The sequence below is a fragment of the Pseudomonas sp. 22072 genome, from assembly GCF_052046095.1.
GTDB lineage: Bacteria > Pseudomonadota > Gammaproteobacteria > Pseudomonadales > Pseudomonadaceae > Aquipseudomonas > Aquipseudomonas paracarnis.
This window is the reverse complement of sequence record NZ_JBQEQE010000011.1, coordinates 126,518-149,651: the sequence shown is the minus strand read 5'-3', so window position 1 is coordinate 149,651 and position 23,134 is coordinate 126,518. Positions and strand designations below refer to the sequence as shown.

Genomic DNA, 23,134 nt, shown 5'->3' with positions numbered 1-23,134 from the left:
GAAGGATAGCGGAAGTCAGGCTGTTTCCTGCGATGTTTACCTGGTGTTAACCCCGCGCTGCTTAGGCTAAGGCTCTTCTTATCCAGAGCTCGTCACCGTCATGAACCTGTATTCGATGATCAAAGGGGTGCTGTTAGCCGTGATTTTCCTCGCGCTGATGGTGGGCATCCTTCCACAGCAAACTCAGTTGGTACGCATGGGAGGCAGTGGCTGGTTTCTGATTGGCCAGAATGTTGAGCAGACAGGGTCGTGTCATGTCGCCCGTGCGTCGTGATGAGCTGGGCGCCGGCTATGCCAGCCAGTTGGTCGCCTGCGTGGTGCTGGTTATTGGTGTGGCGGTTTCGATGGGTATCTATATCGCGCGCTTGAATGCGCACCTCGATGAGCAACGCAACCTGACCTCGGTGTATCTGCCCGACTGCCCTGACGGCCGTGGTGGTTTTATGGTCTATCCCGATGACAGGCGCAGTGGTGACGAGTGCTACACCGCGCAGGAAGATGAGTCGATCGATGTCGATGAGCTGCAGCGGCTATCAGGCTGGAGCCTTGCGCAACGGTTCGACTCCATCTTGACTGCGGCTCAATCACCGCGCACGTTTTAGATGCACAGCCTTTATGCTTACCCAGTGCAGGCGCCGGGCCGCTCTAAAGCCGCTGCGCTGGAGGCAGACTTGCTGCCAGGCCAGGTCGCCAACGGCGAGCTGCGCAGCGCACCAGAACACCCTCTCAACGTTTCACGCCTGAACATGCCGCCGCGTTGATCACTGTCATTGCCAGTTGAAACACATACTGCCGATACTCCACCACACCATTCATCAACCCCGCTGGCGAGTACACTCGACAGCAATGCCCACCAGGACAACCCTGCTGGGCAGGTTGCTGCTGATTATCATGGAAACTTGAGAAGGACACTCAAATGGTACGTGCCGTTACTATCCTCACCGAGAATTTTTCTGACTGGGAGCCCGCGCTGATCAATTCCACGGGCCGCGCCTACTATGGCTTCGAGACTTGTTTTGCCGCTCCCGGTGGCAAGCAAGTGACATCATCCGGAGGCATGACCATCATTCCCGACCTGGCCATCGAGGCCATTCGGCTGGAAGATGTCGACTTGCTGATTGTGCCGGGAGGCCCGATCTGGAGAACAGACAACGCCCCCGCCATCGAGGCGCTGGTCCGTGAGGCTCACGCCAGGAACATCGTCGTGGCGGGAATCTGTGACGGTACCCGCGTACTGGCCAAGGCTGGAGTGCTGGATCACTTGCAGCACACCTCCAACTCCGCTGACAACCTCAAGCAGGTGCATTATCGCGGAGCAGATTATTACCAAGACGTACCGTACGCCGTTGCCGACCAGGGAGTGGTCACGGCTCCTGGCAGCGCGCCGGTCAGTTTCATGGCCCAAATTCTCGACACCTTGGGTTTGAAAGACAAGAAGCTGGATGCCTACCTGGCCATGCATGCGGCTGAACATATTCACGGCTGAACCCCTTCCCTCTGTCTCTCCCCCTCACCTCGGCGCTGCGGCCTGTTACCGGGCCGTAGCGCGCTTCACCGTTGAACCGCTCCTCCAATACCCAAAGCGGCAGAACCGATGCTGAACATGATTGAGTGGTGGATATGTCTGAACATGCCGCCTGACGAGGTCAACAAAATCGCCCGGCTCCGCGAACTCAATGATGCTCAAAAAGCGCTGATGCTTTCAGCTCGTAAGAAGTCAGGGAAATTCACGGAGGGGTCCTGGGGACTCTCAACAGCAACTGAATGCTGATAGCCGCCTCCTCACCGATGACGCGTATCGACATCGACCTCAACCGACATGCCCGGGCGCAACGAAGACTCGAAAGGCTGGTCCGGATCAACAGATATGCGCACCCCGATACGCTGCGGTACCTTGACGAAATTGCCCGTTGCATTGTCCGGCTTGAGCACCGCGAATTCCGAGCCCGTCGCTGGTGAGAGCCGCTCGACATGCCCCGTTAGCGTCGCCCCTCCTAACGCATCAATCCTGAGCGTCGCGATCTGGCCGGGCGCAATAGCCTTAGTCTGCGCCTCCTTGTAGTTCGCGACTATCCAGTGATCAGCGGGCACTACCGACATCAATTGTGTGCCGTGGGTCACGAATTGGCCCAACCGCACGCCCACTTCTCCGAGCACGCCATCCTCCGGCGCCTGGATGACCGTGTGATTAAGATCAATCTGAGCCGTACGCAGTTTTGCCTGTGCCACCCGCACCTGGGCTTCCAGACCTTCACGGCCGACATCCACGGTACGCAACTCCTCCCGAGCAATCGACTCTTGCGCACCCGCCTGCTGTACCTCGGCCTGGGCTTGACTGAAATCGGCTCGTGCCTGGTCGCGCTCGCGCGTAGAAATGGCGCCATCGATGACCAACGCGTTTGCGCGCTGCATGTCAGCGCGGGCACGCAATAAGCGCGCCTGCGCACCGGCCATAGCTGCAACATGACTCTCGATGCCCGCCATGCGAGCAGCGTGCGCCTGCTGGTTGTTGGAGAGGTCGGCATTGGCGACGCCAAGATTGGCCGTCGCCTCATCTACCTGCGCCTGATAGACCTCATCGTCAATACGCACAAGGACCTCGCCTCGCTTGACCTGCGCGAAATCTTGCCCGGCCACCTGGACGATATAGCCGCTGACCTGAGGGGCAATCACCGTGGTTCGCCCCCTCACATAGGCGTTATCTGTCTGTTGCAGACCTGCGTCAAAAGGCGGCAACTTCCAGATGTACAGGACGATCGTAATAACGCCAATCGCAGCCAGCACCATGATGATGCCTTGCAAACGGCCCCGGGGCGGGGGCGACCAATGAAAAGCAGTGTGTTCAACATCCGATGGAACAGTCATGGAATCAGTCATTTACGTTCTCAGGCTCGCGACGGATGCGCGAGAGGAAAAAAGCCGACATCTGCAGGTAAAACACATACATCGCGGTGCCAAAAGCCAGCACTGACACGATGCGAAAGACGTCATTGAATGCCAGTACGCTAGCCTGTTGCTGCAACGCCTGTCCTAGCAGCTTGCTGCCCTGTTTCTGACGCTGTTCCGGGTCGGCTATATGACTCGAAAGCAACGCCTCGCCAATGCCGAGGCGCGCTACGACAAGAGGATTGGTGATCGGCGTACTGTCCGCCAGGCTAGCGATATGGGACTGGGTTCTGATGAACTCGTAGCTGCCCATTACAGCCGACCCTGCCAGGCTGCCGATACTCTGGCTCGCCCCGTACAGGACCACGAGCGTGATCATGTACTGAGGTCCCTTCGCGAACAGTTTGAGAAAGCCAAAGATCAAGGCAGGCCCGATGAACAGCGTCGCACCGAACCCAATCAAACACTGGCTCAGGTACAGTTGCGGCGCACGCGTGAGGCTGGTGGATTGCGAGTCCAGATACGCTCCCGTTGCGATAAACAACGCCGCGACCATGACCTGCCAGGGGATACGTTTGGGCGACAACGTCAGGCAAGCGACGACGATCCCCATCAGCATCGACACCAGTACGCACGCAAACAGGACACGCAACTGATCGTTATTGAGCCCGCCCATTGATAGCAAACCTACCGAGCCGAAAGTCTGCTCGGCCAGCGATAGCCGAACCAGCAGCGCAATCGCAACAAAACGCATCAAGTCGAAACTGCCCAGCCATTCCAATTGCAACAGCGGCTGACGCCGACGTCGTTCAATGAACACCACCGTCACCAGCAACGAGATAGCCGCCACCAGCATCCAGCCGAGAAAGGGCGCGTCGGTCCACCAATAGCTCCGGCCGAGGCCAAGCACACCGGCAAACAGCAGGAAGGATGAAACCAGCAATACAATCACCACTGCGTCCGAGGCAGAAAACACGCTGGCCCTATCACTGCGTGGCAAAGGCACCGCCAACGTCACACCCAACACCGCCATACCAATGCCCAGATTCAACAAGTGCAGCCCCAGCCAATGTTCCGAGGCGAGAAATTCCACGGGAATCATGCGCGCCACCGGCGATCCTATCTGGGTAAGCCCTACGCTGATAATCAGGGCCATCGGCTGGGCCGATGGGGCTAGGGCCTGCATCAGATAATAGGTACTCAAGGCGATCAACGTCGCGCACATCAAGCCGTTGATCGCCGTGGCAATGACCGCAGTTGTCAGAGTGGGCCACAGTAACTGCAGCACGCAGGCAGCGATGTAGGTACCGACAATGCTTGCCGTAACCAAAGGGATTCCGAACTGCATCCGGGCCTTGACCAAGGTCAGGTTGGCGCTGGCATTGATCGCCAAAAAAACTGCCACCAACCATGAGACCTGAGCCGTGTACTCGCCAATAGAGCCAGAGATTACGCCTAGATTGCTCGCCACCAGGCCGTTGCACAGCGTCGTGCAGGTTCCGAGGAATAAGCCTACGACAAAATAGATGGCACGCCTGGCCGGCGACAGCTTGGGCTTATAAGGACTGCCCGCCATCGCCGGTTTCTCGTCAGCTTTGAACACGTATTCAGCGCTGGCCATGTGCAGGTAACGCCTTCTTTTGCTGTCGCTGCAGACGCTTCACGGTTGGGATGTCGGCAGGCTGAAGGCCATTACATAGTCACCGGTGTCGGGAGAATGCGCTGCCCCGCCTACGGAAATGACAACGTACTGTTTGCCCGTCGTCGGCGAGACGTAGGAAATCGGCGTGGCGCTGGCGCCGACCGGTAATTCATGCTCCCAGACGAGTTTGCCACTTTGCCCGTCGTATGCCCGGATGTAGTAGTCCTGATAACCCGCAAAGAATACGAGGCCGCCTGCTGTGGTCATCGTTCCTGCATAGGTTGGCATGCCCATGGGCATAGGCAGGTGTGATGCGATACCCAGTGGCCCCAATCGCTCTGTGGTGCCAGCCGGCACTTGCCAGGCTATCTTGTGCGTATTCAGATCGACCGCTGTGACGGTCCCATACGGTGGCTGGTTGCACGGAACCCCTAGGGATGACATCCAGATATAGATGGCTTGACCGTAAGGTGTTTTCAACTGCGGTGACGGCCCATGTCCGCTCACCTCGATCTGGTGGGTTTTTGTCCAAGTATTGAACTCATCACGAGGCATCAACCAAAAGATGTTTGGCACCCGGATATCGTTCATGTAAGCCAGATGATTAACGGGGTCGTAGGAGACGCTACCCCAGTTGAATCCTCCGATATTGCCGGGCTGATCCAGCGCCTTGGTCAGACCGATCGGCGTGAAGTCCCCCTCGTAGCGCAGTTGTTTGAACATGATGCGGCACATGAGTTGGTCGAACATGGTTGCACCCCACATCTTCTTCTCGGTGAGGTGTTCGGCACCGATAGTCGGCATCCCTACCGAATAAGGCTGTGTAGGCGAAAGCTTTTCTTCAGGTACCGCACCGGCCGTAGGCACGGGCTTTTCGACGACGTCCGCAATCGGCTCCCCGGTAGCGCGATTTAGCAGGAAAAGCTGGCCACGCTTGGTGGTTTGCAATACCCCAGGGATGGTTCCGCCTTGGCCGTCAGGCAAATCGACCAGCGCGGGTTGAGAAGGCAAGTCGTAGTCCCAGATGTCGTGATGGACGGTCTGGAATTTCCATTTCGGGCGGCCCGTCATGATATCGAGGGCGACGAGAGAAGAGTTGTATTCATCCGAGTGCGGTGGACGCTCCATGCCGAAAAAGTCCGGCGTGGCATTTCCCAGCGGCGCATAGATAAGACCCAACTGGTCGTCATAGGCAGCGGCGGTCCACATGTTGGGCGTGCCGGGCGTGTAGGTCTGCCCCGCCGGTGGCAAGCCGGTTATGTCCGGGTTGCCCAGGTCCCACGCCCATGCCAGTGCGCCGGTGCGGGCATCAAAGGCGCGGATCACGCCTGACGGCTCACCGCGACTGTAGTTATCAACTACCCAGCCACTGATAATAATGTAGTCGCGCGCCACCAGCGGCGCGGAGGTCTGAAAGTAGAACCCAGGCTTAACGTCGCCCATTCCCTGCTTCAGGTCGACGACGCCGTCGCTGCCAAAACCTGGGCACTGCTTGCCGGTCTTGGAATCTAGTTCGATCAGGCGCGCATCGATGGTGGAATTGACGATTCGTTCCGCACAGACGCCATCAGCCGGCGCCTCCTTGAGCTTGTAGTAACCCAGGCCGCGGCAACGGTTCCAGATAGGAGATGCACTATGGGTATCGAATTTCCAACGTTCTACCCCCGTATCTGCATCGATGGCAGCAATGCGATCATCGGGTGTGCAAGTGAACAACGTATCTTCAATTTGCAATGGGGTGTTCGAATCCACGGCGCCCTTGTCCAACTGGATCTTCGCGCCGGTACGATAGGTCCAGGCCACTTTCAGGTCCTGAACGTTGTCACGGTTGATCTGCGTAAAGGGCGCGTAGCGCGTACCCGCAGTGGTTCGGCCATATGCGGACCAATTTGAAGGCGTGGTGTTTGTGGCTGCTGCAGTAAAAGGTGTGCCCGAGACAGGCGAGACGACACCATGTGGAGTAAAGGCAAACCCAAAGAACACAGCCGTCCCTAATAACGCTAGTACACCCAGGCCGCGTATCCGACGCCGGGAGTCCGCAGGCGACCAAGTGGATAACAGGAGCAAGCCGATGCTCGCCAACGCTGCCGGTACGAGCAGGCGTGGAAACAGCGCCCAATAGAACGTGCCTGACTCCCAGAGCGCCCATGGAACACTCAGCACGGCAACCGCTACCAGCAGCCATACTCCACAAACTTGCCTACGCCAAAGCATGACGCCAGCGCTCAGATAGGCCCATCCGGCCAGCACGTAATAAAACGATCCGCCAAGGGTTAAGAGGTAAGCTCCACCTAACAATAGCCCCAGCCCCATCAAGGCAACTAGGCTGGCAAAAATACGATTTATCGAGGTCACAGTTGAACTCCTATACGCTAAATGGCTCTCAGACTTGGTGATGATAGTGTTAGCCTATTAATTTTAGCCATGCCATATGGAGCAACTATACATTGCATAAAAGCAACGCCATGTGGAGCGAATACCACACCTTCCTCGTTGCCGCGGAAACATTGAACTTCAGCCGTGCGGCTGAACGGCTTGGGCAGAACACTTCAAGCATCAGTCGCGCCGTGACCCGGCTGGAGGAGCACCTGGGTCTGCGCTTGTTCAATCGGATGCCCTCTATGCGATTGACGGACCCGGGCGAGCGGCTCTATAGCGAAATCGCGCCCTTGTTCGAAGGCCTTCAAGAGGTCGAAAGCGCGATCAAGTCGGATGATGGAAAAATTAGAGGACGCATCCGGGTCGTCGGATCGCCCGAGGTTGTGCACTGGTTTATCAACCCGGCTATCGCTCGAATGCTGGAAGAACAGCACGAAATTCATTTTGAAGTGGAGGCCAGCACACGCGTGCCAAACCCCCTTGAAGAGCCAGTGGATGTCTACTTCAGTCATCGCCGCGCCGAAGTGATTAACAAGTCGCTGGTTGCTCGGCCAATCTGTTCAATGCCACAAGGGTTATTCGCTTCTCCCCTGTTACTGGCCGTCAGGAACCCTCCCCGGGTACCGGACGATCTCTTGCAATGGCCCTGTCTTGGGCGTCAGGGAGAACCCGAGTGGGAGCTGATCGACACCCAAGGACATAAACACCTGACGCCGGTGCAAGCCATCCTGCTTGCCACACCGAACGATGCGCGCATGGATCTTACTCTGCGCGGACTTGGCATCGCGCAGTTCAATTTGCCCAGCGCCAATGACGCCGTAGAGAGCGGCAAACTGGTACGTGTTTTACCTGGCTATACCCTCCAGAACATGTCGCTGTATGCTTTTCTACTTTCACGGCGCTTGATTCCGCAGGCGGTGCAGATCTTTCTGCGCTATACCACGGAAGAGGCAAAAAAATACTTTCCTGATTGAGTCCTGACTTGATATCGGTTCGTTAGGGCAGATGACGTACGACCTTAATAATCTTATAGCCTCCTATTCGTTGCATAACCGAGTAAAAACACTATGGGTAATTACTTTCATCATGTTCTTATTGGACTATTAGCCCTGCTTCCTATGGCCAATCCTCTAACTAGCATCTCCCTTTTACTAGGACTTGGAGGAAAGCTGCCTACAGTAGAGCGTAACCGGCAAATCCTGAAGGCAAGCTTATATGTAGCTCTGATTATGTTTGTCAGCTTCTACGGAGGCAGCTTGGTAATGCAGGTATTCGGAATATCTGTCCCCGGCTTGAGAATAGCCGGAGGCCTGATCGTTACCTACATCGGTTTCGCCATGCTTTTTCCAGCAACGACACCTGACGAAACGGAGGTTCAGAAAGATTTCCTTTCAGAGAAAGAGAAAGCAACTCCACATTTTCGCGATTTGTCATTTGTACCTTTAGCTCTTCCTGGCGCAGCAGGCCCAGGCACGATAGCGTTGCTTATCAGCTCCGCCTCTACCCTGCAGTCGACCTACCAGACCCTGCCACTCGTCATTCATCTTGCAGCCGCAACCGTATTCATCATTACTGCGCTTATTTTCTGGATAGCTTTACGATGTTCGGGGCGAATCATGAAAGTGCTTGGTGAGTCAGGAATCGATGCAATTTCCCGAGTCGTTGGTTTTCTACTGGTTTGTATGGGCGTTCAGTTCGTTATCAATGGTGGTTTTGAATTAGCGTCTACACCTATGCACTGATCATAGTTTTTCATAATAGTGAATTATTAAAGGCCGTTGATACTTCCGCGGCCACATTCGCTAGCAATTTTATCAAATGCCTGGCTCAGCGCTTCACCTCATTACCGACAGAAGAAAGCGCTCCGCGGAGGCATTTCATTATTAACGATCAGTTGGTAGGTCCCGCCCGGCGCCTCACGCATTAGCGTATAGAACAAGGACAGTGACGGCTGGGATCGAGATCGATCAGTAAGGTCCAATGACACGCGTCGGCGCAGAACGCGCCTAGATTGGCGCCAACCGCGGTTTTCCCCGGCCCGCCTTTGGTTGAAACGACTGCAGCGACTTTCATTGGCCTTACCTCTGAATCGAAGGATTAGAGATGGCGTCATGCTAAGCGTCTGGATTGCTGGGTCAAATCCCAAGCAAAAAAAAGCCTGTATTTCTACAGGCTTTTCTCTATCTGGCTCCACGACCTGGACTCGAACCAGGGACCCAATGATTAACAGTCATTTGCTCTACCAACTGAGCTATCGCGGAATGCGCCGTATGTTACTGATTAAAAAGAAGAAGTCAAGCACCCTCAGAAATTTTCCGCCAATTGGCCCGCTGTTCGCTTGAATACGACGGTTCCCTGGCCAGTTCCAACCAGGCCCGCGCTGCCGGTGGCAAGTGGGCGCTGGCGCGCCAGGCCAGGGCGATGTGCCAATCGGTGTGGGGTTCGTCCAGGGGGATCAAGGCGATGCCGGGGTGTTGGTGTTTGTGCGCCAGCATCCGGGGCAGGAAGGCGACGCCCAGCCCTGCGGTGACCAGGTCGACGATAAAGTCTATTTGCCCGCTGCGGGCGGTGACTTTGGGGGTAACGCCTTTGCGTTCGCAGGCGCTGAGAATCTTGGCGTTGAGGGCAAAGCCGGCTTCGAACAGGATGAACGGCGAGTCGGCCAGGTCGGTGAAGTCGATACGCTCGCGCCGGGCCAATGGGTGGCCCATGGGTAACACGGCGATCAACGGCTCGTTGCGCACCGGTTGGTAGTCAAAACCTTCATCAACCGGCAGCAGCAAGGCGGCGAGGTCCACCTCCCCTGCTTCCAGGCATTCGCGCAGCCTTTTACTGCCGTACTCCGTCAGTTCGATGTCGATGCCCGGGTAACGGCTGCGGTAAGTGGCGAACATCGCCGCAAACAAGACTCCGCACCCTACCGGCGGCAGGCCGATGCGCAGCACGCCGCGCTGGAGGCCGCGCAGGTCGTTGATTTCGGCCATCAAGTCGGTGCGTTCGGCGAGCATCACCAAGGCGCGGCGGTAGGCAATTTCGCCAGCGGCGGTGAGTTCATTCCTGTGGCCGAGACGATTGAGCAACGGCATGCCCAGTTCGTCTTCAAGGGTCTTGACCGCTTTGCTGACGGTGGACTGGGTCAGGGCAACCACTTCGGCCGCCTGGGAGAATCCGCCCTGGCGCACCACTTCGACAAACGCACGCAAGGTTCGCAGGTTCATCAGTATTCCTTTGGCGACTGGATGACAGTGATAAAAGTTGTTTTCATCATGGCATAACTTTGCTTAGGGTGTAGCGCTTTGCCCAGGGAGACACTGTTGATGATCATCTCGTCCGCTTCCGATTACCGCGCTGCGGCCAAGCGCAAGTTGCCGCGCTTTCTGTTCGATTACATCGACGGCGGTGCCTACGCCGAGCACACGCTTCGCGCCAACAGTTCGGACCTGGCCGAGATCAGCCTGCGCCAACGCATCCTGCGCAATGTCGACAACCTGAGCCTGAGCACCAACTTGTTTGGCACGGAACTGGCGATGCCGGTCATCATTAGCCCGGTCGGGCTGACCGGCATGTATGCGCGACGCGGTGAAGTGCAAGCAGCCAAGGCGGCGGCCAACAAACACATCCCCTTCTGCCTGTCGACAGTGTCGGTGTGTTCGATTGAGGAGGTGGCCTCGCAAAGCCCGCAGTCGATCTGGTTCCAGCTGTATGTGCTCAAGGATCGCGGCTTCATGCGCAACGCTCTGGAGCGGGCGCAGGCAGCTGGCGTGACCACCCTGGTGTTCACGGTGGATATGCCCACACCCGGCGCACGCTACCGCGATGCGCACTCGGGCATGTCTGGCCCCTATGCAGCGCAGCGACGCATGTTGCAGGCGGTGACCAAGCCGCAGTGGGCCTTCGATGTGGGCTTGATGGGCCGCCCTCACGACCTGGGCAATATTTCCAAATACCTGGGCAAACCCACCCACCTGGAGGACTACATTGGTTGGCTGGCCAACAACTTCGACCCGTCCATCAGTTGGAAAGACCTGGAGTGGATCCGCGAATTCTGGAAAGGCCCGATGATCATCAAGGGCATCCTCGACCCCCAGGATGCCAAGGACGCGGTGAGTTTCGGTGCCGACGGCATCGTGGTCTCCAACCATGGCGGCCGCCAGCTCGACGGGGTGCTGTCCACGGCCAAGGCGTTGCCGCCGATTGCCGAAGCGGTGGGCGATGACTTGACCGTGCTGGTGGACTCCGGCATTCGCTCCGGGCTCGATGTGGTGCGCATGCTCGCCCTGGGCGCCAAGGCGTGCCTGCTGGGGCGCGCCACCGCCTACGCGCTGGCCGCCGAGGGCCAGCAAGGGGTTGAGAATCTGCTGGACATCTTCGCCAAGGAAATGCGCGTGGCCATGACCCTGACCGGGGTCACCTCCATCGCGCAGATCGACCGTACCACCTTGGTCTAGTGGTGATGGGTGCGGTGTACTTTGTTCACGAATAACGAAGCGTTGTTTATTTGCGACAAGCAACTCGCCCCACCGAAACAGTTACGTCAACCGGGCCGGCGGCAACGCTCGCCCAAATCAGCCAAATAACTGGCGCCATGCTTTAACGGACTTTTCTTATTTAAAAATTAGTTAATTGATTTATAAGGATTTTTGCCAACTAAAGACACTTGGCATGAATCTCGCTCTAGTACTGTTCAAGCAGGTTCGGCGATGACAAGACGTGCGGCAGGGCCATGGGGTTATAACCCAATGAAAAGCGGTTTAAACTGTTTCCAATGTTTTACGGAACTGAAGGATCAGTAAGACGCTTGGCACTCGCCACCCTCATCCCGCCTGTAAGACAGCCCAGTGCTTAGAGGCCACGCGCTTATGAAAACCCCCACCCAGACCAACGCAATTGACTTTGACAGTGCCAAATTGCAACGCCTGGGATTTGGCCAGCCATCCTTGCGCCCACGCCGCCCCGCCACCCTCGCCGAACTTCGCCAGCAACTGAACCAGCAGTTGCAGACCAGCCTGGAGCCGGAGCGCATCCTGGGCCTGTTCTTTCGTGAGGTTCAGCGCCTGGTGCCGCTGGACGCGTTGCAATACCGTCACACCGCCAGCGACCTGCGCCTGGAGTTTGGCCACCGGGGTCATCACTCCGTCAGCTACACCCTGAGCCATGAAGGCGAACACCTGGGGGAACTGGTCTTTCGTCGCAACCAGCGGTTGCTTGAAGAAGAACTGAGCCAACTCGAACTCCTGCTGGTGACCTTGCTTTATCCGATGCGCAACGCCCTGCTCTACCGCGCCGCCACCCGCAGCGCCCTGCGTGACCCGTTGACCGAAACCGGCAACCGTGTGGCCATGGACCAGACGCTGCAGCGAGAAATCGACATGGCACGCCGGCATTTGCACCCGCTCTCTTTGTTAATGCTGGACATCGACCACTTCAAGAAAATCAACGACACCCATGGGCATGCTGCGGGCGACAGCGTACTGCGCGCTGTAGCCGGGGCGATCAAACGCCAGCTGCGCAACGTGGACATGGTGTTTCGGTTTGGCGGGGAAGAGTTTCTGATCCTGCTCTCCAACACCGGTCGCGATGCCGCGAGAATGGTGGGAGAACGCCTGCGCCAGGCGGCGCAAGCCCAGGACTACTGGGTGGAGGGCACGCGAATCGAACTGACCGTGAGCCTCGGCTGTTCTACGCTGCTGGCGGCCGAGTCGGCTGAAAGCCTGCTGCGCCGTGCCGACAATGCGTTGTATGTAGCCAAACGCGAAGGTCGCAACCGCTTGGCGATGGCGGGATAAGGCCAGTTGTGGCGAGGGAGCTTGCTCTCGCTGGGGCGCGAAGCGGCACCGTTCTTTATTTAAAAAGAATGAGCCTGCTACGCAGTCCAACGGGAGCAAGCTCCCTCGCCACAAATACCATCCGAACCGTTACATCACGCCTCGCTGGCAATGCGCACAGGGCGCTCGCGAACGGCTGGCGCCTTGTCTTTTTCCGCATTCTCTAGACGCATGCAGCTTTCCAGGAACAAGTGCATGTAGTCGTAGCTCTTGCACACCGCCTGGCGCAACTCTTCCTGCAAGGCCTTGCTCGGGTTGGTCCCGGCCAGTGTGCAGATGATTTCCAGGGCTTCCCAAGGGTGGGCATCGTCGTATTGGGCGTGCATCTTCAGCCACTTCATCGCCCGCTTGCGATCTTCCTCAGGGAAGGCGGCAGCATACACACCGGTAGAGCAGACCACGGCGGACCACTCCCCCGTCGCCCCCTCGATCGCGTAGTTGGTGGCGGCAATCGCGACGATCAACGCATCCGCCGAGCTGGTGTGCCAGCACCAATGACTCAGGGCGTGCAACTCGGGCGGCACCTCCTGCGCTTGCAGTTCTTCAAGGCTGACGCCGTGAGCCCGCGCCCAATTGACCCAATAGTCGGCATGGTTGAGCTCCACGCGAATGTTGCGCATCAACCAACGGCGCGCCATATCCTCCCCAGGATGGCGGGCAAACTTGGTCTTGGTCAGGTTCTGCGCCATGTACAAGGCAAACTGTTCCACCACCGGCCAACCACCAATCAGGTAGTGGCGCATGGTCTTGGCGCTGAGGGCGTTGTCGCGCATGCGCTGGTACAGTTCGTGCTCGACAACCCGACGCTTGCTCTCGCTACAGTCCTGGATCAGTTGCTGCGCCCAGGCGGGGTAACTCGAGGCTTCCATAAGCGGGCCGGTTCTGTTGAATGTGTCGATCACTGTGGGGCTCCTTTTCAAGTGTGATTGTACAGACCAGCAAATGTTTCAGCGGAAAGTGCCGGGCGCCTTGAATAACAGAGGCTGCGGCCGCTCAGGTCGGCACTGCAGGCTATCAAAGGTAAACAATTGCGGGCGTTCAATCAGGTAGCCCTGAGCGTAATCCACACCTATCTCAAGTAAAGCCTGTTCGATCTGGGGTGTTTCAACAAACTCGGCAATCGTGCGCTTACCCATGACGTGGCCGATGTGGTTGATCACCTCGACCATGGCGCGGTTAATCGGGTCGTCCAGCATATCCTTTACGAAACTTCCATCGATCTTCAGGAAGTCTACAGGTAAATGTTTCAAATATGCGAATGAGGACATTCCGGCGCAAAAGTCATCCAGGGAAAAATGGCACCCTAACGCTTTGAGTTCATTAATAAATCGAATCGCACTGCCCAAATTGGCTATAGCGCTCGTTTCAGTTATTTCAAAACAAATCATTTCCGGTGGAATGCTGTAACTATCGAATTTCTGACGTAAAAAACCCAAAAAGTCATCATCGCCAATGGTGATGCCTGACAGATTAATCGCACACATGGCCATGGGTCGGCCCGGACGCTCATGCATGCAGCGGGCGATAATCTTGAATACGTTTTCCACTACCCAACGGTCCAGGGACGTCATCAAACCGTAACGCTCGGCCGCCGGAATAAAACTGTTGGGTAAAATGATCCGCCCCGCTTCGTCATGCAGGCGCAGGAGAATTTCGATGTGCCCATTGCCAGCGTCGGTAGGGCCCAACGGCGCGATTTCCTGGGCGTAGAGGCAAAAGCGATCTTCTTCAAGGGCGATATGCAGCCGCTGTACCCAGGCCATCTCGCCAAACCGCAGAGACAACTCGGAGTCGTCGACGTGGTAGACCTGCACCCGGTTGCGCCCCTTTTCCTTGGCCATGTAGCACGCCATGTCGGCGGCGCGCAGGGAGGTTTCCAGGGTGGTCGGGGTTTGCGAGATATGCACCAGGCCGATGCTGACAGTGGTCATGAAGGGCCGCCCCTTCCACACGAAGTGCAAGCTTTGCACGGTATGGCGCAGGCTCTCGGCGATTTTTTCCGCCACCGGCGCCGGGCAGTTTTCCAGCAGGATGCCAAACTCGTCCCCGCCCAACCGAGCCAGGGTGTCGCCTTCGCGCAAGTCTGATTGCAACAGCGCGCAGATGTGACGCAACAATTCATCGCCTGCCGCGTGCCCACAGGTGTCATTGACCAGCTTGAACTGGTCGAGGTCGAGGAACATCAAGGCATGTCGCCCACTTTGCTGGCGCGCGACCTGTTGCAGCACCTGTTCAAGGCGGAACTCGAACTCGCGACGGTTGGCCAGGCCGGTCAAGGCGTCATGGGTGGCCTGCCAGGAAAGATTGGCGATGTACTGGCGTTCCTGGGTCATATCGTGCAGCACCAGGACCGCACCGCTGATCTTGCCGGCGCTGCGGATCGGCGCGCCCACCAGGGTGACCGAGACCGTGCTGCCGTCCAGGCGCTGGATCAGCTTGGAATGCTCGCTGCCGCCGCTGAACTGGCCCTTGACGATGTGCTCAATCAGGGTGAATCCGTCGGGCTCGGCGTTTTCATTCAAAAGCTTGAACAACGCCGCCAGCGGCAGGCCCTGGGCCTGCTCCGAGCGCCAGTGGGTCAAGGCTTCAGCGGCAGGGTTCATATAGGCAATGGCCCCGTCGACATCGGTGGTAATCACCCCGTCGCCAATCGACTCCAATGTAATCTGCGCCCGCTCCTTCTCCGCTTGCAGCGCATCGGCAAAGGCATGACGCTGGGCCAGCAGCTTGTGGGTGCGCAGCAGCGCCAACACGATCAGGCCCAAGGCCGTCGCCAGGTTGGTGATCAACAACAGGCGCAGGATCATCCGCGAACCTTCGCCCAGGGCATCGCTGAAGGCTTTGGCGGCGGGCGTCACCCCTTCATTGATGGCCGTGATGCGCGCCTTCCAACTATGGACATCGTCACTGCCGACGTAGCCGGAGGTAATGGCGCCGTGCATCTCCTGGGCCAGCTCATCCAACTGCAGCAGATAGCCGTCGCCCACCGTCCACAGCTCAATGGCTTTTTCCAGGTAGCTGAAATGGCGGAAGTTGAGGTACAGCCAGATCAGGCTGGAAACGTCGTCCGGATGGTTGCCGCCCTTGAGGATACCCAGGCGCGCGGCCTCCATGTCTGGATTGGGACGGTCCAGGGCAATGCGCAATTCATGCCCACCCTGGGGCACGGCAATGGCCTGCTGGTATTTGAGGTAGGTGGCGTCGTTGCGGTTATCGGCGTAGAGGGTCAGGTAGTAGATGGCATCCTTCTGGCCCTTGGACCACAGGCTTTCGCCCGCCACATAGCCCCGCACTGCCGAAAGCACGTAGAGACTGACGCAGCCTAACAATGCCTGGAACAACACGACGGCGATGAAGGGCCAGACAATACCCAACAGGCGTGGCGTTCCGAGAGTCCGCTTTTGCTTCATGAAGTCCCTTACACATGCACAGCTTAATACGCACGCGAAAATCCGCTCCCGATAGCACAGCCTAAGCTAAATCAACGTACTTGTTGCAAGTGTCCGTACAGTTTGGCGTACAACCCACCATCGGCAATCAACTGCTGATGGTCGCCATCCTCGGCGATGTGCCCGCCATCGAACACCAACACTCGGTCAGCCTGCTTCACCGCAGACAGCCGGTGGGCGATGATCAGTGTAGTACGCCCGCTGAGAAACCGCGCCAGTGCCTGGTGCAGGTTGTATTCGGTCGCCGCATCCAATGCAGACGTGGCCTCGTCCAGAATCACCACTTTAGGCTCGGCGAGCACCATGCGGGCAATCGCCAGGCGTTGCCGCTGGCCACCGGAAAAGCGCACGCCCGAACGCCCGACCACGCTGTCCAGGCCCAAGGGCAATGCCTTGACAGTAGCATCCAGTTGGGCGATTTCCAGCGCCTTCCAGCAGGCTTGATCGGTGCGGGTGCGGCCCATGGTCAGGTTGGCGCGCACGGTATCGTTGAACAGCGCCGGGTGTTGCAGCACCACCGCGACGTTTTCGCGGATGGTCTCCAGGCCGATCTCCTGCTGGGTGGCAGCACCAAAACGAATGCTGCCGGACTGCGGTGTGTAGAGCCCCAGCAACAGTTGCACCAGGGTGCTTTTACCGCCGCCGCTGGCGCCGACAATTGCCACCTTTTCACCCGGTGCGATGGCCAGGTTCAACTGGTTGAGTACCAGGTCTTCGCCGTAGCCGAAGTCGAGGCCACGCACTTCGATGCCGACCGTCTCGCGCCCGCTGAACGGGTCTGCGCCGCCTGGGTATTGCGGCTCATCGGCACGCGCCAGCAGCTCGTTGATGCGCGACAGCGCGCCGCCCGCCGCGTAATAGGCGTATTGCAGGTTCAGCAGTTGTTCCACCGGGCCAATCATGAACCACAGGTAACTGAACACCGCGAGCATCTGGCCGATGGACAGGTCGGAAAACAGCACGGTGAGCATGGCCGCGGCGCGGAAGATGTCGATACCGAACTGGAACAGCAAGCCACTGGCGCGGCTCGACGCGTCGGTTTTCCACTGGGAATGAATGGCGTAGTCACGCACTTCCTGGGCACGCTGGCCCAGGCGCCCGAGGAAAAAGCCTTGGCGGTTGCCGGCACGTACTTCCTGGATGGCATCGAGGGTTTCAGTCAGCGCCTGGGTAAAGCGTGAAGTACTGTCGTTTTCCAGCTTCTTGAGGTGCTTGACGCGCTTGCCCAACTGCACCGTGGCGTAGATCACCAACGGGTTGAACAACAGGATCAACAACGCCAGTTGCCAATGCATCCACACCAGGATCGCCGAGGTGCCGACCAGGGTCAGCATCGCCACCAGGAAGCGGCTGAGGGTTTCACCCACGAATTTGTCCAGCGTGTCCAGGTCGGTCACCAGATGAGTGGTGACCGTACCGCTGCCCAGGCTTTCGTACTCACCCAGAGAGATACGCTTGAGACGCTCGATCAGGCGCACGCGGATGCGGTACACGATGTCCTTGGCCAAGCGCGCAAACAGCCGCGCCTGCACCACGTTGAACACCAGCGCGCCGCAGCGCAGGGCCAGGGTGACCAAGAGCATCAGGCCGATATAGCCAGCGGCTTTTTGCCAACCCAGGGGCAGCGCGTGGTTCATCACCTTGAGGGCGGCATCGCCATGGCCCAGCAGCACTTCGTCCACCAGCAACGGCAATAACAGCGGGATAGGCACGCTGCACAGGGTGGCGAGCACGGCGACACCGTTGGCGACCCACAGGGATTTCTTGTGGCGCAGGGCCAGGCGGCGAATTTCTGCCCAGGTCAGGCGGTCGGTGCGTGGAGGCTGTTCATACACAGGCAGCTCGCTCCAGCCATCGACCCAGTAACGGCGACAGCTCGGACAGCGGCTGGTAACCATTGGTCAGCAAGGCCAACTGGCCGTTGCGCTCGGCCAGCAGGGTCGGGAACCCGGCAATGCCCAGGTCCTGCACCCAAGTGAAATCGGCCGCCGTGGCCGCGTGCTGATCGGCACGGTCGAACTCGCCGGCAAACTCGATACGTGGAATACCGGCCTGTTCGGCCAGCTCCACCAGCACAGGGGCGAGCGTCACGTCCCGGCCTTCGACATAGAACGCACGCTGGATCAGCCCCAGCAACTTCCAGGCGCAATCCGGCGCCAGGCTGCGTGCGGTGACGATAGCGCGGCATGCCGGCTCCGTGTCGTAGACAAACCCGTCGGGCAATGCGCCTTCTCGCTTGAACGGCTGGCCGGTGGCGTCGGTGACGGCCTGCCAGTGTTCAAGGATGTAGCGCCGGGTAGTCGGCTCCAGCGCCGCGCCGCTGCCGGTGCGCAAGCCGCCCACCACCAGGTGCACGTCCACGCCGGCCGCCTGGGCCTGCTCCACCAGCGCTTGTGCCACCGGGGCAAAGCCCCAGCACCAGGAACACATCGGGTCCATTACATAGAGCAGGCGCGCAGACATGGCTCAGGCCTCGGAAGGGGTTTGCTTGTAGTTGTAACCAATCGGGTGCGGCATGTTGCGGGCCTTGGCCAGTTCGATCTGCTTCTGGCGGTCGATCGCACTGCGACGAGTCTTCTCCGGCAGCTTATCCCAGCAATGGGGGCAACTGATGCCCGCCACGTAATGCTCGGAGGCGCGGTCTTCTACGCTCACGGGTGTGCGGCAGGCATGACATTGATCGTAGTCGCCTTCACTCAAGTCGTGGCGCACGGTCACGCGATTGTCGAACACAAAGCAGTCGCCCTGCCATTTAGTTTCTTCCTGGGGCACCTCTTCGAGGTACTTCAGGATACCGCCCTTGAGGTGGTAGACCTCATCGAAGCCTTCGCTGAGCATGTAGCTCGACGCCTTCTCACAGCGAATGCCGCCAGTGCAGAACATGGCGACCTTCTTGTGCTTGGCCGGGTCGAAGTTGGCTTTGATGTAGTCGGGAAATTCGCGAAAACTGGTGGTTTTCGGGTCGATTGCGCCTTCAAAGGTGCCGATGGACACTTCGTAGTCGTTACGGGTGTCGATCAACAATACTTCCGGGTCGCTGATCAGCGCGTTCCAATCCTGCGGGTCGACGTAGGTACCCACCTTTTTGTTCGGGTCCACGCCTTCGACACCCAGGGTCACGATCTCTTTCTTGAGTTTGACCTTGGTGCGGTAGAACGGCTGGTCGTCGCAGTAAGACTCTTTGTGGTCGATGTCGACCATGCGTGGGTCTTTCTTGAGCCAGGCCATCAGGCCATCAATACCTTCGCGGCTGCCGGAAACGGTGCCGTTGATGCCTTCTTCGGCGATCAGCAAGGTGCCTTTGATGCCGTTATCGACCATCGCCTGCAACAGGGGCTCGCGCAGGGCGACGTAATCTTCGAGGGTGACGAACTTATACAGTGCCGCCACGACAATCGGTTGAGTCATGGGTGTTCTCTCCAGGTGGCTACCCTCGTAAGGGGTGAACCGGATGCAAAAAAAACGCGCCGGCTAAGCGGCGCGTTGCGGATTCTATCAGGGTTACCCCATCAATGTCCGCCGGCGCAGGTCGGCGAGGCCGGGGCTGCGTCGATTGTCGCCCACTCGTCGGGCGTATAGGTATGCAGCGCCAGCGCATGGAACTCGCTCATCAGATCACCCAGGGTGGCGTAGACCTTCTGGTGGCGCTTGACGCGGTTGAGCCCCTCGAACTGCTGGCTGACCAGCACGGCCTTGAAGTGGGTCTGCAACCCACGGCTGTGCATGTGGCTTTCATCCAGCACGCTCAAGTGTTGCGGGGCCAGGGCGGCAAGGGCCGTTTCGATACGCTGTTGCATGGTCATTCCTGCTTACTTCTTCTTGGCCGGTGCGGCGGCTTTTGGCGCCAGCTCGTTGGTCATGTCTTCCAACAGCTTGTTCACCACCGGTACGGCGCTTTCCAGCTTGGCCTGGGTCATCTGGGCCGATTGCTGGGTCAGCTGGGGCATTTTTTCCAGGACTTTCTTGCCAAGTGGCGACTGGTAGAACGCTACCAGGTCCTTGAGCTCGGATTCGCTGAAGTTGGTGGTGTAGAGCTTGACCATGTCAGGCTTGAGCTTCGGCCAGCCGATGGCCTGGTCCAGAGCGGCGTTGGCCTTGGCCTGGTAGCTGTCCAGTACCGACTGCTTGGCGGCAGGCGCCTTGGTCTGTTCGAAACGCTGGGCGAACATTTGCTGCACTTGCATGTACACCGGGGTACCCAGCTTGTCAGCATGGGCCAGGGTAAGGAAGGCTTCGGCACTGGCGTTGTGGCTGGCGGTATCGGCAAGAACCTGGCCGCTGGCGCAAACCAGAGCAACCGCGGTACAGATGGCACGAAGACGAGTCATCGAGTTTCCTTTTCTAGCAGGCGAGGTAAGACCCCAAGGGCGACCATTCTGCGCCTAAAAAACCTCGCGGCTCAACCCCACTCCTTGGCAAGCCCCGGTTTCACGGGGCGCGATGGCACAAATGCGCTTTTAGGGAACCCACGCTGGCCGCCAGGGCCTAAACTGACCAATCACGACTGCATAAGGAGGGTGACCGATGAGCCGTATCGAAACCGACAGCCTGGGGGAAGTACAGGTCCCTGATGACGCCTATTGGGGCGCGCAAACCCAACGTTCGCTGGTCAATTTCGCGATTGGCGAGCAGCGCATGCCGCTGGCGGTATTGCATGCCCTGGCCCTGATCAAGAAGGCTGCGGCGCGGGTCAACGACCGCAACGGCGACTTGCCCGCCGATATTGCCCGCCTGATCGAGCAGGCTGCCGACGAAGTCCTGGACGGCCAGCATGACGACCAGTTCCCGCTGGTGGTCTGGCAGACCGGCAGTGGCACCCAGAGCAACATGAACGCCAACGAAGTGATCGCTGGCCGCGCCAACGAACTGGCCGGCAACAACCGCGGCGGCAAGAGCCCGGTGCACCCCAACGATCACGTCAACCGTTCCCAGAGTTCCAACGACTGCTTCCCCACCGCCATGAGCATTGCTGCGGTGCAAGCGGTGAACAAGCAACTGCTGCCGGCAATCGCCACCTTGTCCGGTGGGCTGGCAGAATTGGCCGCGCGGCATATGAAGCTGGTCAAGACCGGCCGTACCCACATGATGGATGCCACACCGATCACCTTCGGCCAGGAACTTTCGGCGTTTATCGCCCAGCTCGATTACGCCGAGCGTGCGATCCGCAGCGCCCTGCCCGCGGTGTGCGAGCTGGCCCAGGGCGGCACCGCCGTCGGCACCGGCCTCAATGCCCCCCATGGCTTTGGCGAGGCGATTGCTTCCGAGCTGGCCGCGTTGTCGGGTCTACCCTTTGTGACCGCGCCGAACAAATTCGCCGCCCTCTCCGGCCATGAGCCGCTGGTGACCCTGCACGGCGCGCTGAAAACCCTGGCCGTGGCGCTGATGAAGATCGCCAACGACCTGCGCCTGCTGGGTTCCGGCCCTCGCGCCGGGCTGGCCGAAGTCAAGTTGCCGGCCAACGAACCGGGCAGTTCGATCATGCCCGGCAAGGTCAACCCCACACAATGCGAAGCGCTGTCGATGCTGGCCTGCCAGGTGCTGGGCAACGACGTGACCATCGGCATGGCCGCCAGCCAAGGGCACTTGCAGTTGAACGTGTACAAACCGGTGATCATCCACAACCTGCTGGAGTCGATCCGCCTGCTGGCCGATGGCTGCAACAACTTCCAGGAGCATTGCATTGCCGGTCTTGAACCCGACGCCGAGCAAATGGCCCAGCACCTGGAACGCGGACTGATGCTGGTCACCGCCCTCAACCCGCATATCGGCTACGACAAGTCAGCCGAAATCGCCAAGAAGGCTTACGCCGAAGGGCTGACACTGCGTGAGGCTGCACTGGAGCTGGGCTATCTCACCGATGCCGAGTTTGACCAGTGGGTGCGCCCGCAAAACATGCTCGGCGCTTAAACCGACATCCGCAGCCGCCGGGCCCTGAGCCCGGCGAGCAGCGAAGGCGCCAGCGCCACCATCGCCGAGCCAGTCACCACCACCAAAGCCCCCACATACCCCAAGGCATTGATCTCTTCGGCTTGCACATAGTCCGGCCACAGCCAGGCCGACACTGCCACCGCCACAAAGGTCACCAACGGCGTCAACGCCAGGGTCGCACTGACCCGCGAGGCTTCCCAATGCGCCAGGGCTTCGGCAAATGCGCCGTAGGCCACCAGCGTATTCATGCAGCACGCCAGCAGCAGCCAGCCTTGCAACGGGCTCAACTGCAACGCCTCCAGCGGGTGCGCCCAAGGCGTGAGCAACACCGCGCACGACAGGTAGATCACCATCATCACCTGCAATGAATTCCATACCGTCAGCAACTGCTTCTGCCCCAGTGCATAGAACACCCAGATGGTGGTGGCGAGCAGGATCGTCAGCACACCGGCGGTGTAGGTGCCCATGGACGTCAGCAACTCCACCAGGCGCTGGTTGAAAAACAAGCCAAAGCCTGCGATCAGCACCACCAGCCCCACACCCTGCCCCAGACTGAAGCGCTCCTTGAACACAAACACACTGGCAACCATCAGAAAGATCGGCCCCATCTGCACCACCAACTGCGCAGTGCCTGGGCTGAGCATTTTCAGGCCAACCAGGTACAACACGTAGTTGCCCACCAGGCCACACACCGCCATGCCCACCAGCCACCCACCCTTGGGGCCAAGCACTTTGCGGCTGGGCAGACGTTTGGTGGCGGCCAGGTAAACGAACAGGCACGTGCCCGCTACCATGAGGCGAAACCAGGTCACGGTGATCGGGTCCATCACCTGCAACACTTGCTTGAGCTTGATCGGGAGAATGCCCCACAGAAACGCGGTCAGCAGGGTCAGGAAGAAACCGTAGACCCAGCGGCCGGAAGAGATGTGCATGAGTGCCCCAGATGCCAGAGGAAGTGGAGCAGGCATTCTAGGGGCAAGTCACTGAGTTCGGATACGTCACAGTCTTGAATGTGGGGGCTGGCT

21 protein-coding genes, 1 tRNA gene and 1 pseudogene are annotated in these 23,134 nt (G+C 58.8%); 9 read left to right on the top strand and 14 right to left on the bottom strand.

Going from position 1 to position 23,134, the window contains the following annotated elements; translation table 11 throughout:
- The first annotated feature begins 100 nt into the window (after positions 1-100).
- The 4 genes from ACTJLA_RS14010 (at position 101) to ACTJLA_RS13995 (ending at position 1,486) form a co-directional block, all read left to right on the top strand.
- Positions 101-274, top strand: coding sequence for a hypothetical protein (locus tag ACTJLA_RS14010; RefSeq protein WP_014719228.1), 174 nt, complete (start codon positions 101-103; stop codon positions 272-274).
- The gene (locus ACTJLA_RS14005) at positions 255-602 is read left to right on the top strand and encodes a hypothetical protein (RefSeq protein WP_294164945.1); all 348 of its coding nucleotides are present in this window, start codon (positions 255-257) and stop codon (positions 600-602) included. The genes ACTJLA_RS14010 and ACTJLA_RS14005 overlap by 20 nt, the downstream gene beginning before the upstream one ends.
- Positions 603-761 (top strand): hypothetical protein, encoded by a 159-nt coding sequence (locus tag ACTJLA_RS14000; RefSeq protein ID WP_155290827.1) that lies wholly within the window; start codon positions 603-605, stop codon positions 759-761.
- A gap of 155 nt (positions 762-916) precedes the next feature.
- Entirely contained in the window at positions 917-1,486 is a 570-nt protein-coding gene (locus ACTJLA_RS13995) for a type 1 glutamine amidotransferase family protein (RefSeq protein ID WP_314549870.1), read from the top strand.
- Between the two features lie 296 nt (positions 1,487-1,782).
- Here ACTJLA_RS13995 and ACTJLA_RS13990 read toward each other — a convergent pair whose 3' ends face one another.
- Genes ACTJLA_RS13990 through ACTJLA_RS13980 form a run of 3 tightly spaced genes read right to left on the bottom strand, consistent with a single transcriptional unit; the run spans position 1,783 to position 6,883 of the window.
- Complete coding sequence (locus tag ACTJLA_RS13990; RefSeq protein WP_314549867.1) at positions 1,783-2,877, bottom strand: HlyD family secretion protein; 1,095 nt, start codon at positions 2,875-2,877, stop codon at positions 1,783-1,785.
- Positions 2,870-4,507: a hypothetical protein gene (locus ACTJLA_RS13985; RefSeq protein ID WP_054896307.1), complete on the bottom strand. Its 1,638-nt coding sequence runs from the start codon at positions 4,505-4,507 to the stop codon at positions 2,870-2,872. Before ACTJLA_RS13985 ends, ACTJLA_RS13990 begins: the two co-directional genes overlap by 8 nt.
- A 39-nt stretch (positions 4,508-4,546) precedes the next feature.
- Positions 4,547-6,883 carry a membrane-bound PQQ-dependent dehydrogenase, glucose/quinate/shikimate family gene (locus ACTJLA_RS13980; protein WP_314549861.1) on the bottom strand — a complete coding sequence of 779 codons (2,337 nt, stop codon included), beginning with the start codon at positions 6,881-6,883 and terminating at the stop codon, positions 4,547-4,549.
- 92 nt (positions 6,884-6,975) lie between these two features.
- Here ACTJLA_RS13980 and ACTJLA_RS13975 point away from each other — a divergent pair, with 92 nt between their 5' ends.
- Complete coding sequence (locus tag ACTJLA_RS13975) at positions 6,976-7,881, top strand: LysR family transcriptional regulator (RefSeq protein WP_252949827.1); 906 nt, start codon at positions 6,976-6,978, stop codon at positions 7,879-7,881.
- 93 nt (positions 7,882-7,974) lie between these two features.
- A complete protein-coding gene (locus tag ACTJLA_RS13970) occupies positions 7,975-8,649 on the top strand; it encodes a MarC family NAAT transporter (protein ID WP_034126166.1) in 675 nt (224 codons plus the stop codon).
- Positions 8,650-8,783: 134 nt separating this feature from the next.
- Here the strand turns inward: ACTJLA_RS13970 and ACTJLA_RS13965 are convergent.
- From ACTJLA_RS13965 to ACTJLA_RS13955, 3 genes and pseudogenes are all read right to left on the bottom strand, one after another.
- Positions 8,784-8,980, bottom strand: a pseudogene (locus ACTJLA_RS13965) (ParA family protein); the annotation flags it as partial.
- A 112-nt stretch (positions 8,981-9,092) separates the two neighbouring features.
- Positions 9,093-9,168 (bottom strand) — tRNA-Asn (locus ACTJLA_RS13960).
- A 33-nt stretch (positions 9,169-9,201) separates the two neighbouring features.
- Positions 9,202-10,125: a LysR family transcriptional regulator gene (locus tag ACTJLA_RS13955; RefSeq protein WP_198790817.1), complete on the bottom strand. Its 924-nt coding sequence runs from the start codon at positions 10,123-10,125 to the stop codon at positions 9,202-9,204.
- Positions 10,126-10,224: 99 nt separating this feature from the next.
- Here ACTJLA_RS13955 and lldD point away from each other — a divergent pair, with 99 nt between their 5' ends.
- On the top strand, positions 10,225-11,355 hold the full coding sequence (gene lldD / locus ACTJLA_RS13950; RefSeq protein WP_314549854.1) for an FMN-dependent L-lactate dehydrogenase LldD: 1,131 nt from the start codon (positions 10,225-10,227) through the stop codon (positions 11,353-11,355).
- A gap of 411 nt (positions 11,356-11,766) precedes the next feature.
- Positions 11,767-12,693: a GGDEF domain-containing protein gene (locus ACTJLA_RS13945; protein ID WP_314549850.1), complete on the top strand. Its 927-nt coding sequence runs from the start codon at positions 11,767-11,769 to the stop codon at positions 12,691-12,693.
- Between the two features lie 134 nt (positions 12,694-12,827).
- On the opposite strand, the gene ACTJLA_RS13940 is transcribed toward ACTJLA_RS13945, so the two are convergent.
- From ACTJLA_RS13940 to ACTJLA_RS13910, 7 genes are all read right to left on the bottom strand, one after another.
- Positions 12,828-13,601, bottom strand: a complete 774-nt coding sequence (locus ACTJLA_RS13940; protein WP_153474739.1) for a TenA family transcriptional regulator — start codon at positions 13,599-13,601, stop codon at positions 12,828-12,830.
- A gap of 78 nt (positions 13,602-13,679) precedes the next feature.
- The gene (locus ACTJLA_RS13935; RefSeq protein WP_054922581.1) at positions 13,680-16,142 is read right to left on the bottom strand and encodes an EAL domain-containing protein; all 2,463 of its coding nucleotides are present in this window, start codon (positions 16,140-16,142) and stop codon (positions 13,680-13,682) included.
- Positions 16,143-16,213: 71 nt separating this feature from the next.
- Complete coding sequence (locus tag ACTJLA_RS13930) at positions 16,214-18,016, bottom strand: ABC transporter ATP-binding protein (protein WP_314549846.1); 1,803 nt, start codon at positions 18,014-18,016, stop codon at positions 16,214-16,216.
- Complete coding sequence (locus ACTJLA_RS13925) at positions 18,009-18,644, bottom strand: DsbA family protein (protein ID WP_032896046.1); 636 nt, start codon at positions 18,642-18,644, stop codon at positions 18,009-18,011. Before ACTJLA_RS13925 ends, ACTJLA_RS13930 begins: the two co-directional genes overlap by 8 nt.
- Before the next feature lie 3 nt (positions 18,645-18,647).
- On the bottom strand, positions 18,648-19,589 hold the full coding sequence (gene trhO, locus ACTJLA_RS13920; protein ID WP_014719256.1) for an oxygen-dependent tRNA uridine(34) hydroxylase TrhO: 942 nt from the start codon (positions 19,587-19,589) through the stop codon (positions 18,648-18,650).
- Between the two features lie 101 nt (positions 19,590-19,690).
- Positions 19,691-19,984, bottom strand: coding sequence for a BolA family protein (locus ACTJLA_RS13915; protein WP_054896313.1), 294 nt, complete (start codon positions 19,982-19,984; stop codon positions 19,691-19,693).
- A gap of 6 nt (positions 19,985-19,990) precedes the next feature.
- Positions 19,991-20,509: a DUF2059 domain-containing protein gene (locus ACTJLA_RS13910; protein ID WP_014719258.1), complete on the bottom strand. Its 519-nt coding sequence runs from the start codon at positions 20,507-20,509 to the stop codon at positions 19,991-19,993.
- Between the two features lie 196 nt (positions 20,510-20,705).
- Here ACTJLA_RS13910 and ACTJLA_RS13905 point away from each other — a divergent pair, with 196 nt between their 5' ends.
- Positions 20,706-22,088 carry a class II fumarate hydratase gene (locus tag ACTJLA_RS13905; RefSeq protein ID WP_057977022.1) on the top strand — a complete coding sequence of 461 codons (1,383 nt, stop codon included), beginning with the start codon at positions 20,706-20,708 and terminating at the stop codon, positions 22,086-22,088.
- Here ACTJLA_RS13905 and ACTJLA_RS13900 read toward each other — a convergent pair.
- Positions 22,085-23,041 (bottom strand): DMT family transporter, encoded by a 957-nt coding sequence (locus tag ACTJLA_RS13900; protein ID WP_181125058.1) that lies wholly within the window; start codon positions 23,039-23,041, stop codon positions 22,085-22,087. The genes ACTJLA_RS13905 and ACTJLA_RS13900 overlap by 4 nt on opposite strands.
- Positions 23,042-23,134 lie beyond the last annotated feature (93 nt).